The sequence below is a fragment of the Sphingobacterium sp. InxBP1 genome, assembly GCF_026191775.1.
Lineage (GTDB): Bacteria > Bacteroidota > Bacteroidia > Sphingobacteriales > Sphingobacteriaceae > Sphingobacterium > Sphingobacterium thalpophilum.
In genome coordinates this window covers 141244-153988 of record NZ_JAINDX010000041.1, presented here as the reverse complement: position 1 = coordinate 153988, position 12745 = coordinate 141244, and the positions used below count along the sequence as shown (strand labels likewise).

General features: G+C 43.5%; 13 protein-coding genes. 8 read left to right on the top strand and 5 right to left on the bottom strand.

Going from position 1 to position 12745, the window contains the following annotated elements:
* Nucleotides 1-34: 34 nt before the first annotated feature.
* Together K7A41_RS06410 and K7A41_RS06405 are read left to right on the top strand one after the other, a co-directional pair.
* On the top strand, nucleotides 35-3214 hold the full coding sequence (locus tag K7A41_RS06410; RefSeq protein WP_265713034.1) for a SusC/RagA family TonB-linked outer membrane protein: 3180 nt from the start codon (nucleotides 35-37) through the stop codon (nucleotides 3212-3214).
* A gap of 132 nt (nucleotides 3215-3346) precedes the next feature.
* Nucleotides 3347-4675, top strand: a complete 1329-nt coding sequence (locus K7A41_RS06405) for a RagB/SusD family nutrient uptake outer membrane protein (protein WP_265713033.1) — start codon at nucleotides 3347-3349, stop codon at nucleotides 4673-4675.
* A 44-nt stretch (nucleotides 4676-4719) separates the two neighbouring features.
* Here the strand turns inward: K7A41_RS06405 and K7A41_RS06400 are convergent, their stop codons facing one another.
* The 5 genes from K7A41_RS06400 to K7A41_RS06380 all read right to left on the bottom strand — a co-directional run bounded on the left by K7A41_RS06400 (nucleotide 4720) and on the right by K7A41_RS06380 (nucleotide 8053).
* Nucleotides 4720-5148, bottom strand: coding sequence for a hypothetical protein (locus tag K7A41_RS06400; protein ID WP_265713032.1), 429 nt, complete (start codon nucleotides 5146-5148; stop codon nucleotides 4720-4722).
* A gap of 237 nt (nucleotides 5149-5385) precedes the next feature.
* Nucleotides 5386-6357, bottom strand: coding sequence for an AraC family transcriptional regulator (locus K7A41_RS06395; RefSeq protein WP_265713031.1), 972 nt, complete (start codon nucleotides 6355-6357; stop codon nucleotides 5386-5388).
* Nucleotides 6354-7301 (bottom strand): hypothetical protein, encoded by a 948-nt coding sequence (locus tag K7A41_RS06390; protein WP_265713030.1) that lies wholly within the window; start codon nucleotides 7299-7301, stop codon nucleotides 6354-6356. The genes K7A41_RS06395 and K7A41_RS06390 overlap by 4 nt, the downstream gene beginning before the upstream one ends.
* Nucleotides 7302-7307: 6 nt before the next feature.
* Nucleotides 7308-7814, bottom strand: a complete 507-nt coding sequence (locus K7A41_RS06385) for a hypothetical protein (protein ID WP_265713029.1) — start codon at nucleotides 7812-7814, stop codon at nucleotides 7308-7310.
* 23 nt (nucleotides 7815-7837) lie between these two features.
* Entirely contained in the window at nucleotides 7838-8053 is a 216-nt protein-coding gene (locus K7A41_RS06380) for a hypothetical protein (RefSeq protein WP_265713028.1), read from the bottom strand.
* Nucleotides 8054-8189: 136 nt separating this feature from the next.
* Here K7A41_RS06380 and K7A41_RS06375 point away from each other — a divergent pair, with 136 nt between their 5' ends.
* The 6 genes from K7A41_RS06375 (at nucleotide 8190) to K7A41_RS06350 (ending at nucleotide 12565) form a co-directional block, all read left to right on the top strand.
* Nucleotides 8190-9020: a LytR/AlgR family response regulator transcription factor gene (locus K7A41_RS06375; RefSeq protein ID WP_265713027.1), complete on the top strand. Its 831-nt coding sequence runs from the start codon at nucleotides 8190-8192 to the stop codon at nucleotides 9018-9020.
* A complete protein-coding gene (locus K7A41_RS06370; RefSeq protein WP_265713026.1) occupies nucleotides 9013-10104 on the top strand; it encodes a histidine kinase in 1092 nt (363 codons plus the stop codon). The genes K7A41_RS06375 and K7A41_RS06370 overlap by 8 nt, the downstream gene beginning before the upstream one ends.
* Nucleotides 10105-10215: 111 nt before the next feature.
* Complete coding sequence (locus K7A41_RS06365) at nucleotides 10216-10533, top strand: hypothetical protein (RefSeq protein ID WP_265713025.1); 318 nt, start codon at nucleotides 10216-10218, stop codon at nucleotides 10531-10533.
* 526 nt (nucleotides 10534-11059) lie between these two features.
* On the top strand, nucleotides 11060-11728 hold the full coding sequence (locus K7A41_RS06360) for a fibronectin type III domain-containing protein (protein ID WP_265713024.1): 669 nt from the start codon (nucleotides 11060-11062) through the stop codon (nucleotides 11726-11728).
* On the top strand, nucleotides 11728-12216 hold the full coding sequence (locus K7A41_RS06355) for a DUF5675 family protein (RefSeq protein WP_265713023.1): 489 nt from the start codon (nucleotides 11728-11730) through the stop codon (nucleotides 12214-12216). Before K7A41_RS06360 ends, K7A41_RS06355 begins: the two co-directional genes overlap by 1 nt.
* A gap of 79 nt (nucleotides 12217-12295) precedes the next feature.
* Entirely contained in the window at nucleotides 12296-12565 is a 270-nt protein-coding gene (locus tag K7A41_RS06350) for a hypothetical protein (protein WP_265713022.1), read from the top strand.
* Nucleotides 12566-12745: the final 180 nt, after the last annotated feature.

Here is a 12745-nt window from a genome sequence, read left to right as displayed (position 1 = left end):
TTCCTATTCCACCTAAAGAACAAGGAGGTCGGTTATGAAATGGTATTTCATACTCTTCCTTTGCTTGCCAATGGGATTAAGTGCGCAAAACATGCTTAAAGGCATTATTCAAGATGAATCCGGAAGTGCTATTCCTGACGCAACCATTACTGCAGGAAAAAACAATAACCTATGGAGTTCGGATCAATATGGTCAATTCAGCATACCCGTTCATGATCTTCCAATATCAATTGCGGTTAGACATCAATCGTACAAAATTCTCGACACAGTCATTTATGAAATAGATGGCAATATAACGTTTAAGTTGAAGAACAAGACGAATGTGCTGCAGGAGGTATTGGTCAATACGGGCTATCAATGGTTGCCCAAAGAACGTGCGACGGGAAGTATAGTGCAGCTGGATAGGGAATTATTGACAAAGAGAACTTCCCTGAATGTAATGCAGCAGATGGAAGGCCTGGCTACTGGGCTTCAGTATGACAATAGATCGGGAAACGCGCAGCTCAATATCCGCGGATTGAGCTCGTTCAGTTCAATCCTGTCAAAACCACTGATTGTCGTCGATAATTTCCCTTTTGAAGGTGATATCAACAATATAAATCCTAATGACGTAGCGTCAATTTCTATTTTGAAAGATGCAGCAGCAACATCTATTTACGGAGCACGAGCTGGCAATGGTGTCATTGTAATCAATCTCAAAAAGCCAAGTATGACCAGTAAGCTGGATATCTCCTGGGACTATTCGCTAACGCAAAAGCCAAATACAGCTTATCAGCAGACGATGAATAGCAGCGATTTTATCGATGTTGAAATGATGTTATTTGAAAAAGGCTTCTATAAGGCTTCACTTGAAAATGTAAACAATAGGAATGTCGTTTTCTCTCCTGTCGTATTATTGTTAAACCGTGTTTCCAAAGGCGAGATATCCGCTGAAGAAGCAGCTAAAGCCATTGATCAGTATAAGACGATAGATTATAGAGAGCAGCTGCAGGATGCCTTTTATCGCATGGCCCTGAACAATCAAATGAATATGGGCTATAGTTTTGGAAGTAATAAAGCGCTGACGCGAGTAGCATTGGGATATAAAAAAACTCTTCCGGCAGCCAAGGGGAGCCACACGGATCTATTAACCCTGCGCTGGAGTACGCAATTGAAAATTAGCGAAAAGCTCAATATTATGCCTGGACTTACGTATAGCAAAACCATAGGAAAGAATAGAGGCTATAATCCAAGCTATCCAATTAATATCTCCGGCGGAAAGTCAAATTTATACCCTTATGCATCCTTGTTTGCCGCTGATGGCGCGCCGTTGCCGATCACTTATCAATATAATCCCGTATTTCTGGACACTGTAGGGAACGGCAATCTACTGGACTGGACATTCAGACCTTTGCAAGAAGCTGAGGCTATTCAGAATTACAGTGATGTTAAATATATGGCATTTGATATGCAGCTTAATTATAGAATAGGGAATGGCTGGAGGCTCTCAGCATTATATAATTATCAGAATGAAACTGCAGATAATAAAACCATACATACAGAAGATGCATACTATTTTAGGGACCTATATAATAAGTTTACGACCGTAGATGCCGGAAAGTTGGTACACAATCTACCTAAAGGACAAATTGTCGATTTTAATATTGGCCAAATGACGAGTCATAAAGCAAGGATGCAGCTCGATTATTCAAAAAAATGGGGGCTGCATGATCTTGTGTTTCTAATGGGTGGCGAGCTCTCTGATCGATTGGTACATACCAAAGGTTCGCGTGTATATGGTTTTGATCCCAATACACAATCATCGCGTCCCATCAATTATGCCAATCCAATGCAGACCTATCGAAATTATTTTGGCTTACAGAATATTCCTTATCTCGATCAATTTAGTAAAAGAAATAACCGCTTTGTGTCCTTATACTTTAATGGTGCCTATACCTTTATGGATCGTTATATAGTAAGTGCTTCAGCCAGACAGGACGCCTCTAATAATTTTGGTAAACAGACAAATAATAGGTGGAATCCCTTGTGGTCTGTTGGAGGGGCTTGGCTTATAGACAAGGAACTCTTTTTGGAGGACTTTAGCTTCCTAGATAATATGAAACTGTCATTCACCTATGGCTTTGGTGGAAATGTAGGTGGAAATACTGCCCTTTATCCGTTGATCTCTAACGCAAAAGCTGTTTCATACTGGATTGCCAATCAGCCCTATGCGCGCGTCAGTTCATTGGCAAATTCGAAGCTCAAATGGGAACAGGTGAAACAGACAAATTATGGAATCTCTTTCTCTCTGTGGAAACAGAAATTGTCATTTTCCTTAGAATATTATAAAAAGATGTCTACGGATTTACTTGCTGCAGATAATATCGACCCGACACATGGTTTTTCAAATCTAGATAGGAATATAGGTAAACTGAGTTCTAAAGGGGTCGATATTCAGCTGGGTAGCCAGATCTCCAATGGTAATTTTAAATGGAATGGGCAATTTCTGTTTTCATATAACAAAAATCACGTAAATGTATATAATGGCGGTAAGTATACGTCACAGGCTCTTGTAGCGAATTCAGGGACAGCAAGTCGGCCTTTGGAGGGATACAGTCTATATCCCGTGTTTGCGTATAAATTTGATGGCCTGGATCCACAGACAGGTGATCCTTTTGGCGTATTGAATGGGGAGGCTTCAAAAGACTATAGTAAACTATTAAATGTACCTCATCAGGAACTCATTTATTACGGCTCTGGTTTGCCCTTATTCTACGGGTCATTTAGACACGCGTTACACTATAAGGAATTTGGATTGTCATTTAATATACTGTATAAAGGCGGACATTATTTCCAAAAATCTACAATAATGTATGCCAACCTTTTTAATTCATGGACCACACATGCGGATTATGCATTGAGATGGCAGCGGCCCGGCGATGAATTGCAAACGACTGTGCCCTCCTTAGTCTATCCGGCGAACTCTTCGCGAGATAGCTTTTATGCAAATGCTGAACCGAATATTTTGAGAGGAGATTTAATCCGTTTACAGGATCTACAGCTCAGCTACGATTTAAAAAGTAAAAACCTACGCTATTTTACAAATATGCGCCTGTATCTAAATGCTTATAATTTGGGTATCCTCTGGAAAAGAGCAAATACGCCATTGGACCCAGATTACTCCTTTATGCCTCCTTCAAGAATGTATTCAATTGGTGTACATGTGCAATTTTGATGGGAAACGATTATGATTGATCAAATTGAGTGGACCAGCTCATTTATGTCGATGATGCTTTACACTTTATAACAATTTATACAGATGAAAAAATATTTTTATATTCCTCAGTTATTTCTTTGTTATATATGCATGCAATGCACAATATCATGTGGTAAATATTTAGAGGAAAAAGCTGACTATTCGATTTCAGTAGCCGAAACATTGAATGACCTGCGGGCCCTGCTTGACAATGAAGGCGATCTCAATAGAAACCTTCCGGGGTTATTGGAGACCGGGACAGACGACTATTATGTTACTGATGCTCAGTATGGGGCCGTTCCACCATACCTACAGGGGGTGTATATCTGGAGTGCAGATGTCAATGCAACGGATTTGGCCTCGTGGAGTACGCCATATAAAGCTATTATGATGGCAAATGTAGTACTAAACGCTTTAGAGAGGATTCCTAATACTAACCCGCAACTTTATCAGGAGCTGTATGGCGAGGCTCACTTTATCAGAGGATATCAGCTGTTTCTACTTGCTCAAATTTTTTGTCAACCTTTCAATTCGCTCACGGCAAAACAGGAGCTGGGGCTACCCTTGAAGTATGAGGCCGACCTTGCAGAAGAAATTCAGCGTAGTAGTCTTACTGACACCTACCAACAAATTATCGATGATCTAAAAAAGGCAGCGGATAATTTGGATAACAGAAGCAAGTTCATATCAAGGCCATGTAAAGCTGCTGCCTATATGGCTTTGGCCCGAACTTATCTCGCTATGGGCGATTACCGGTCAGCGGAATCCTTTACGGATAAAGCGCTGGATATTACAGGCAATCTTCTTGATTATAAGACAGTCGCAACAGAGAGTACTCAACCGTTTAATACGAAGAATCCTGAGCTTATCTATTATGTCGAAACGGGACAAAGCTATCAGTTGATCTATCCCGATTACTCTTTTATAAGCAATGATTTATATGCGATGTATGATGCATTGGACTTGAGGAGAGCATTGTTTTTTTCTGTAAGTTCATCAGACAAAGTGACATTTAAGGGTTATTATGCGAATTCTTCGGTTTGTTACTTTGGAGGTTTTGCAACGCCTGAACTCTACCTGACGAAAGCAGAGTGCTTGGCACGGCGCAGCGAGAAGGATGAAGCTGTTTACTATTTGGATCAGCTGTTGTCACATCGCTGGAAGGACAAATCTTACCGTATTCAATTGGAAAATAACAAAGAAAATCTGTTAGCGTTTATTTTGGACGAACGAAGAAAAGAGATGTTAATGAGAGGGGTGAGATGGATGGATATTAGACGGTTAAATGCTTTGGATAACAAGGGTATAGCGTTAAAGAGAGAATTGCTTGTGAACGGAGTAGTAAAGTCCATCGTTCTTCCGGCTAATGATCCAAGATTCTGTTTCCCGATTCCTCAAGAGGTGATTCTACAGAGTCGGATTCCTCAGAATGCAAGATGATATTAGGCCGGCATAACAAGCTGGCCTAATATCTGTGTTGGTTGTTAATTTTTCCTGAAACTGCTGACAGTTTCATTTGTTTGTGGATTTGATGTGCTTAGAGAGGCTTGGGCATCATTGATTTGATCGGCAACTGTTTTCCCCGGCAAAACTGATGCCGACATATCGGGTTGACCGCTGCCATTGTCCGGAGCTTCAATGGTACAGATGCGCTGTAATGGGGTAGGACAACCGTCCGAATGTGGCGTAGTCGTATAAAGACTCGGAGTTGTCGGATTGTCGCTCGAAGTTCCAGTAAAGTACCAAGTCTGATTTGCGCGTAATACCTTGGTGTCTTTTCCCCCTTTTACCTCTTTCTCACCTTTAACGTCTTTTTCACTTTTAATACTTTGGGCATTTGCGCTCAACGAAATGCCTACTACCATGATACCGATTGTCATGGTGCTGATGATTCTTTTTACGAGTGTTTTCATTTCTTATGTTTTAAGTTTATACGTGTTGCTTATCCTTATTATCCTCCTGGATCGGCCGTGGAGTTGTTCCCGCTGATCGGGCAGAATCCCTGATCCCGGCCGATCTTTTTGCTTTACACCAAAGTTAGCACAGTAATTTTCAATAGATGTTTGACTTTTAGGTAGGCCGTTGTATGATTTTTAGATTTTACGGATTACCGGGAGGGATGAATAACCAATATGAGGGGTTAATGGCTTTTATTTATATTGACTTGGACTGACTCCTGTCTGCTTCTTGAAAAAAGCCGAAAAATTTTGCTGCTGCCCGTACCCACAATAATTGCTTACTTCTTTGACCGAATGTCCCGCCAGCAGCAACTCTTTTGCTTTTTGAATCAGATGCTTATTCCAGGTTTGCTTTAGACTTTCACCATAGATTGCTTTATAACATTTATTCAGTTTGCTCATGTCTATCTGTAGCCGCTCTGCAATGGATTGAATCGAGCAGATACTGAAAATCTGTTCGACCTGGTCAATGACCATCTGCTTGGCTAGTGTGGCAAGCAACTGCTTCGGATCTAGTTTTTCATGCAGATCGAAATTCTTGTCTATGGCGATATCAAACAGATTATAGACCACTTTTATGGCAATCGCCTCATTATGCTTGTGGTATTTGAATAAATATGATTCAATGTAGGAAAGCTGATACCGTGTTCTTTCTTTAATAGGCCAGACGGGACTCTGATAAAGATGCTTTTTTGCACGTTGATATGCCGCTCTAAATTCGGATAAAAAGTGATTTTCTTTGTAAATGGTAGGCCGAATGAACCCTATATCGACCAGAACACCATAAACTAGGTATGTTCCCGGAACTAGATTTACTTGTATCTCACCTTTGGGAATATAAATATAGCGGTGATGCTGGGCGGGCAGCGCTGCCAGGCACTCTTCTTTTGGCTGTTCAATAACGATCTCCTGAGGCGAACCGAGATTATAGAGCAGGTGATAATCTGCTTTGGTGGTCGTAACCGACAGCCTGAAATGTTGTTGTACGTGTGCCTGCAACCGATAGAAGATGACGCTATGATAATCAATGTATTCTTCAATAAGCTGAATGCTTGTGTCCTCATAGCGTTGTAGTACGGAGTCGGCCAGTTTGGGCGAAAATGCTTTTACTTGATCGCTAAATCGGTCTACTTCGGGTAGCCGAAAATGAAATGTTTTTTTCATAAAATAAATGGTTTTTTACCTCCTTCCTTTGTATCGGGATCCGCCGTTGCGGTTCGCACCTGTAACGTTGGCCCGGTGGTCCCGAGAGGTTTTATCATTGGCTTGGCAATGCAATGTAAGAGGGGATGCTCCCATGCACAGAGGTTGTACCAGATCATCAGACAGGAGAAATGGACCAGCCCCATCGTCAGGGCTATGCAAAGGTGCATCAGGATAATGCCGGTACTGATGTAGATACGCATCCGGCCAAGCATCCATAGCAATGGGTATCCTAATTCTAAAAGCAAGGTGGCGATTCCTAGTCCTGCCCAGATAGTCGTGAACTGCTGAGCGGATTGGGGAATAGTAAACAATGCAGGGCTCAGAGGCTGCTGTACCGCTTTCCACATGGCTTCGCCATTCCACCATGTAGGGCCTAACGCTTTGCCTAAACCGGCAAAGAAATACACGAAGGTAAGCTGCAACCTAAAAATCGTTGCACCAAGTGTGGCCCACTTGTCGTTGGGTAGCCTGCTGCCTTTGAAGCAGCAGAAAATGGCACCGACGAATATGCCTGTCTGTACCAGATAGTCCGCCCCGTAGCTCCAGGTATAGTTGGCGATAAAAAAAAGATAATGCAGTATAAAGAGCCCCAAAACTGCAGGGAGGATGTATTTGTCCAAAAATACAGCAACAGCACAGATAATATACAATAGTCCAAATAGGTGAACCCATTCTATATGGCCTAAAAGATGTTCTGGTAGATGGGCGATTAGGGTATGGATAGAAAGCGCATATGGCCGTTGCTGCCAGCAAAGGCTATGCTGGTCCAGAAAAATACCTTGCCCGTACAGCATACTGAGGTCTGGCCATAGCCGCCACATTTCCAGGGATAACAGCAGTCCTAGCCCCCTTAACATCATGAGCAGACTGTTATCGACCCTTACCTGTACTTCATTGCGCATAAAAATCTAATTTTTTATATACTCAAACAGAATAATATATTGGGACGAATGGAGCGGATGTTTGCTCTGCTCAACTTTTGTCGGGATGCGTTTGGCGATTAGACGGCATGCAATGCTATCGGCAGCAACAATATCGGATAGGCCGGCCGCCAGCGTACGGACTGATGCGCGCATGTGCTCCTGTAGATCCGGCTGACTGCTGTCAAGAAATGCTGAGCCTGATTGAAGGTAGCTGTTGAGCCTGAGCATACCGGTAGTACTTTGTATGCGTGGTTCGGCCAAAAATGTTTGGTTTCCTTCTTGATACTGGATATATTCAAGTTGTACCTGCATGCCTACGCTAGGGCCATAAAATGTATACCCCCCACTTAGACCTGCGAGATCCTGATAAAGGGCTGCATACCTGAATAGTTCTGGCAAATGATCCGGAAGTTTAAAAATGATGCAGAGATTATAGGCTGATGCCATACCGAAATGCATGACACAGCCTAGTACAAAAATCAGCCTTAACATAGGTTTCACTGGAGCAACTGTTGTTATTTAAGTTGATTGGCCAACTGTTCTTTTGGAGAGGCTGGAAAGAATAAGCGGGTAGAAAGTCCATCTTGAATGGTATGATCCAGCGCTTCCAAGTGCAAATAATTTGCGTTTGATCTGTCCTGTACAGGTGCAGTAGTCAAAGAGGGAGGAACCTCGGTTGCGAAAATTAGTGCTGCGCCAATTAGATAAAAAGATAACTTGAATTTTGTCATGATAATGTGTTTTAATTATTTATTTCTTTAAATTGATAAATTCAGGTGATAACAGAAGGTTAACTATTTGTTTGTATCGGATGTAATTATTTACTTTACGGCTATAAGTATTTTTGTGACCAACCGACATGAACCTATGATGCGCAAATTTCCTGTGGTGATAATCGATGATCTGTATGGGGCACTGGAAGACACTGCCGCCGTATTGGAAGAGCTTGGCTTGTTTGAGATAGCGGGTAAGTTTACCTCCGTTAAAGATGCCGAACTATATTTTTTAAATGCAGATGAAAAGGTCTATATGATCTTCTGTGATATTGAGATGCCTGATCATTCGGGCTTGGAAGCGATTAAAAGACTCCGTAATTATTGTTCCCACTTTGTTTTTATTACAGGGTATGCGGAGGAATATGCTTTACAAGGGCACAAAGTGCATGTTGACGGTTTCTTGTCCAAACCAATTGAGGAGGATGAACTGCTGGGCTTATTGAAACATTTACAGCATAAAACGCCCGCTAGTAACGCTGGTGGGGATAGGAGAGTCGTATCCACGATCTTTCTGGATTACGTTCATCCCAATAGTGAACTCCATCTTGCGCGCAGGAGTGGTCCGCCAGTGCGAAAGCATCCGGAGAATAGAAGAGTACGTGAAAAGGTTCCGGTCGCACTTGCGGAAATTGCTTATTTGGAAAAATCAAGGAATTATATTCATTTTTACGGGCTTAGGCCCGATGACCAGTTTGTCTTATTGGGGGTGCTCAATAAAAGGATGCTGGACATAGAAGATACCTTCCGGCAGGATCCGAGATTTGCCCGGGTCAGCCCGTCAGTATTCATTAATATAAACTATGTTAGAAAAGTGCTGTTGGACGCTGTTTATATCGGACCAAAATTTCAGCCTGTTTCACGATCTCGTGCGGAGGAGCTAAACATGCGATTGATGCTAATGGATCCTGGTTTCAATGGATAAGATCATACCGGCTAGAAAACAATTTATGCTGACCTGGCTCAAAAACATCGTACTGTGCATGGCGATTGTCTTTGCATTGGCTTATGTCTTTCTGATCGTGCCTACAGCGTTTCAGGACTGGCGTGATCAGGTGATCGCTTTGTTGCTGAGTACAATGATCTATGGCCTGTCCCGCTATGTTCTGCTGCCTAATATATTCAAATGGTGCCGATTCAATGCGTATCTGCTCGTGATCTGGATGACTTTGGTCATAGGGCTTTTTGTGGCAATGCCGATTATTTTCAGTCTGTTTACGGGAGCGCTGGTCTTTACTCCGGGGAAATGGGAAATCGCCAACTTTTGGCCGGTTGTATTTTTGATCGTTCCACCCCTAATGGTCGCTTTCTTTATGTATAGCTGGGGGTTTGGTGTCGATAAGTGGCTGGCGTACCGGTCTGTGCAAATCAAGCTTGATGAGATGTCTTTGGAGGCTCAAAAATGGGAACTGGATGCTATAGCCAAAAACCTTGATCCCCATTTTATCGCAAATAGCATGGCGACTATTCGTACCCTGATCAGGCAGTCTCCGGATCAGGCGCTGCTTGCAGTGGGGATATTGGGCACGATCGCTACCTTTTATTTAAAAATAGATAATAAACCTTGGCTATCTTTGCAGCTTGAAATGCAGATGACCCATAAATTGGTCAATCTATATGAATTTATAAAGCATCAAAAAATTTATATAACGTATGAAAATAGCGAAGAACAAGACTTTTTAGTGCCCAAGATGCTGCTGTTCAACCTGGTCGAAAATGCGCTGCAATATGGCGAGACATCGCTGAAGAAGTATCCTATACGGATATGGATCGGCCTGACGACGGATAATATCGTGAAGCTGCAGGTATCCAACAGGATCGCTGCCAAAGCGGTGACCGGCAAGGTAAGCCACAATACAGCGCTGCAAAGAATAGAGCGGCAGCTACGTCTGCTGGATCCGCAGCATGCGGGAATAGTGCTGTCCAAGGATGAATCCGTATTTAGCGTTTCGGTATCTTTTTATCGGCAGAGTATAGGCAGTAATCGAATAGAGCAGAAAAATGTGTAACTTAAAGCTATTATAAACCTTCACCATCCGTGGGCATTTCTTTATTTTGCAGGGCTTGGCAGACCTTGAAATAGCCCCACCTGTGCGCCGATGGTCTTAAAACCATAGACCATGAACTTAAGTGTATGCCTATATGCAATAATAGACCGTATTGAAAAACTGACAGAAATTTTGGTAGCGCTATATGGCCTACTCACTATCCTGATCCACATCCTTAAATCCAAGAAAATCGAACAAAAACCACTGCGTGAGCGTAAACTCTGGACACATACCGAAGTGACGGCTTACCTAGGTATCAGCGTGTCCACCTATAAGCGCCGTGTACGGGAAGGACTGCTCAATCCGATGACCCTCACCGGCGATGACCGGTACTTTGAAGAGGATCTGATCGAGGCCCTTGAAAGGAGTAGGCTCAAAGGGAAAATATAACTTCCAGACAGTTTTGATGTGCAATATTCGCAGGAAATTGTATTTCCGCGCTGTGACTTTGCGGTTCTGCCAACCAAAAGCATGAAGCAAACCGTTGACTGATTGTTTTTTCTCCACGGCAGAAATGAAAAGTCAGCCGGCCGAATGAGACATTCGCCTGACTGGCTGGCGCAGTTAGGGGTATTTGCTGTTCAGTCATCCGGAAATTTAAAACAAACCTACGTCTGTTTCATTTCCCCGCCCGGGGAAATGAACTTTTTACTGGTCTGCTCCAATCAGTCCCTGGACTGACCGAATATTTCAGGTGACGGAATCGCTGTTTTACTGTGCGAAGCGCAGAAGTCAGGCCGTAAAATCTGCTTCTTTGGCCAGTTTGCCGATCAGGTTGGGTCAAATTGGCTCAATTACGTTCAATCTAGCTCAAAACTTCATTTTCGGTCTGTTCTCATTATAAGTTTGCGTCATTAAATGATCTCGCGAGGAATATTTAAGCGTTAACAAACAGATTATTAAACAGACACTGCGAATGCTCAGAGTAGCAGCAGCAGGTCATAACAGAAACAATATGGCGACAAAAATGAAAGCCCTGATCGGCTTTGGAAAAATGAAAGATGATGAACTGGTCATTAGCTGCAATACGATTATCGGTGCCATGACTGGCAATGCCAAATATCCGGCACCGACACCAGAATTAACTGATATACAGATTCTGCTGGATGATTTTACGGCCAAACTGGCCGTTGCCCGCAAGCGTGGATCGCCCGAAGATACCGCGCTTAAGGATGAGAGCCGTAGCCCGCTTATCGTGGCGATGCAGCAGCTGGGATACTATGTCAATTCGGTGGCTCAGGGCCATTTATCCACCTTGTTGAGCTCGGGCTTCCCGACCAATAGCACGTCATTTGGGAATCAGGTGCCCCTTAAAGTGGACAATGTTCGGCTTTCGGACGGACGGCAGTCTGGTCAGGTGAGGCTTGACTTTGCACCGCAAAAGATAGCGACAATCTACGAGTACCGCTATCGCATCCGAACGGATAGCCCTACGGAGTGGGGGGACCGGTTCACGACGACATCCTCCCGGGGCAATATCATCGCGCCTTTGGAGGTAGGCAAATTCTACGAAGTGCAGGTACGTGCCATCAATACCCAGGGGGTGGGTGACTGGAGTAATTCGGCCAATATCCTGGTACGCTAATGAATATGTTGCTAAAAAGGATCAGGCAGGGGAAAAATAGTACCCTGTCTGAATTGTATGTAGACGGACTGTTTCAATGCTATGTCCTTGAAGACAGCATACGTGATCATAAAATCAAAGGGCAGACCTGTATTCCTTCCGGAAAGTATAGCCTGGGTCTCAACTATTGGGGCGGGATGAACACTGTCTATAAGAAGCGTTTCCCGGATATGCATCAGGGGATGATCGAGATTAAAGATGTCCCAGGGTTCAGTAATATCTATATCCATATTGGCAATACGCATGCGGATACAGCTGGCTGCCTGCTGGTGGGGACTTACTTCCATAGAGACAAGAACCGTGGAGATTATGAAGTATATCAATCCCAGAAGGCTTACCAGAACCTATATGAGGTGGTGATCGAATATGTAAAAAAGGGGCGGGTCACGCTCACTATCGAACAGATGCTGGTGAACGGAAACTACGCTAAGTTGAGTCGGGATCTCTAGGGTTGTACCGCAAACTGGATAGTATATGAACCTGTTGAGAACAAACGGAGTAGAGCAAGCTCATATAAATTAATTAAAGATGAAAAAGATAATCAATAAAATAGGAAAGGCGCTGGGGCTGGTATTGGCAGCGCCGGTAAAATTGCCGGGAAAGGTGCCGGCGATTCTAAAATATCTGGCTATCAGCCTGGGCATTATCGAGGTGGTCATTGATGATGATCCGCCGATAAGCGGAAGCGAGAATGCTGACCGATGTCCTGAGGATCAACAGAATCTGCGAAAAGAACCGCAGCAGGATCTGAACAGGATAAGCCCAGCGGAGAAAGGAGCGGAACATGAAACTCAATGACATGCGCATGGGCGTGCTGGGCGGGACAATGTGTTCCTTATGGGCGAGTGTCTCTTTGGGTGACATGCTGCAGACGCTTTTGACAGCTGCACTGGGGACACTGGTCAGCTTCGCTACAAGCCAGTTACTTGGCAGATGGGCCAAGCGTAAAAAGTGACATAAACAGTATCACAGCACCGG

What these genes read in the sequence shown, in the direction of transcription:
- K7A41_RS06370 (WP_265713026.1), top strand. Translation starts at nt 9,013, where the DNA reads ATGGATAAGATCATACCGGCTAGAAAACAATTTATGCTGACCTGGCTC.
- K7A41_RS06360 (WP_265713024.1), top strand. Translation starts at nt 11,060, where the DNA reads ATGCTCAGAGTAGCAGCAGCAGGTCATAACAGAAACAATATGGCGACA.
- K7A41_RS06400 (WP_265713032.1), bottom strand. Translation starts at nt 5,148, where the DNA reads ATGAAAACACTCGTAAAAAGAATCATCAGCACCATGACAATCGGTATC.
- K7A41_RS06385 (WP_265713029.1), bottom strand. Translation starts at nt 7,814, where the DNA reads ATGTTAAGGCTGATTTTTGTACTAGGCTGTGTCATGCATTTCGGTATG.
- K7A41_RS06350 (WP_265713022.1), top strand. Translation starts at nt 12,296, where the DNA reads ATGAAAAAGATAATCAATAAAATAGGAAAGGCGCTGGGGCTGGTATTG.
- K7A41_RS06365 (WP_265713025.1), top strand. Translation starts at nt 10,216, where the DNA reads ATGAACTTAAGTGTATGCCTATATGCAATAATAGACCGTATTGAAAAA.
- K7A41_RS06410 (WP_265713034.1), top strand. Translation starts at nt 35, where the DNA reads ATGAAATGGTATTTCATACTCTTCCTTTGCTTGCCAATGGGATTAAGT.
- K7A41_RS06380 (WP_265713028.1), bottom strand. Translation starts at nt 8,053, where the DNA reads ATGACAAAATTCAAGTTATCTTTTTATCTAATTGGCGCAGCACTAATT.
- K7A41_RS06355 (WP_265713023.1), top strand. Translation starts at nt 11,728, where the DNA reads ATGAATATGTTGCTAAAAAGGATCAGGCAGGGGAAAAATAGTACCCTG.
- K7A41_RS06390 (WP_265713030.1), bottom strand. Translation starts at nt 7,301, where the DNA reads ATGCGCAATGAAGTACAGGTAAGGGTCGATAACAGTCTGCTCATGATG.
- K7A41_RS06395 (WP_265713031.1), bottom strand. Translation starts at nt 6,357, where the DNA reads ATGAAAAAAACATTTCATTTTCGGCTACCCGAAGTAGACCGATTTAGC.
- K7A41_RS06405 (WP_265713033.1), top strand. Translation starts at nt 3,347, where the DNA reads ATGCAATGCACAATATCATGTGGTAAATATTTAGAGGAAAAAGCTGAC.
- K7A41_RS06375 (WP_265713027.1), top strand. Translation starts at nt 8,190, where the DNA reads ATGATGCGCAAATTTCCTGTGGTGATAATCGATGATCTGTATGGGGCA.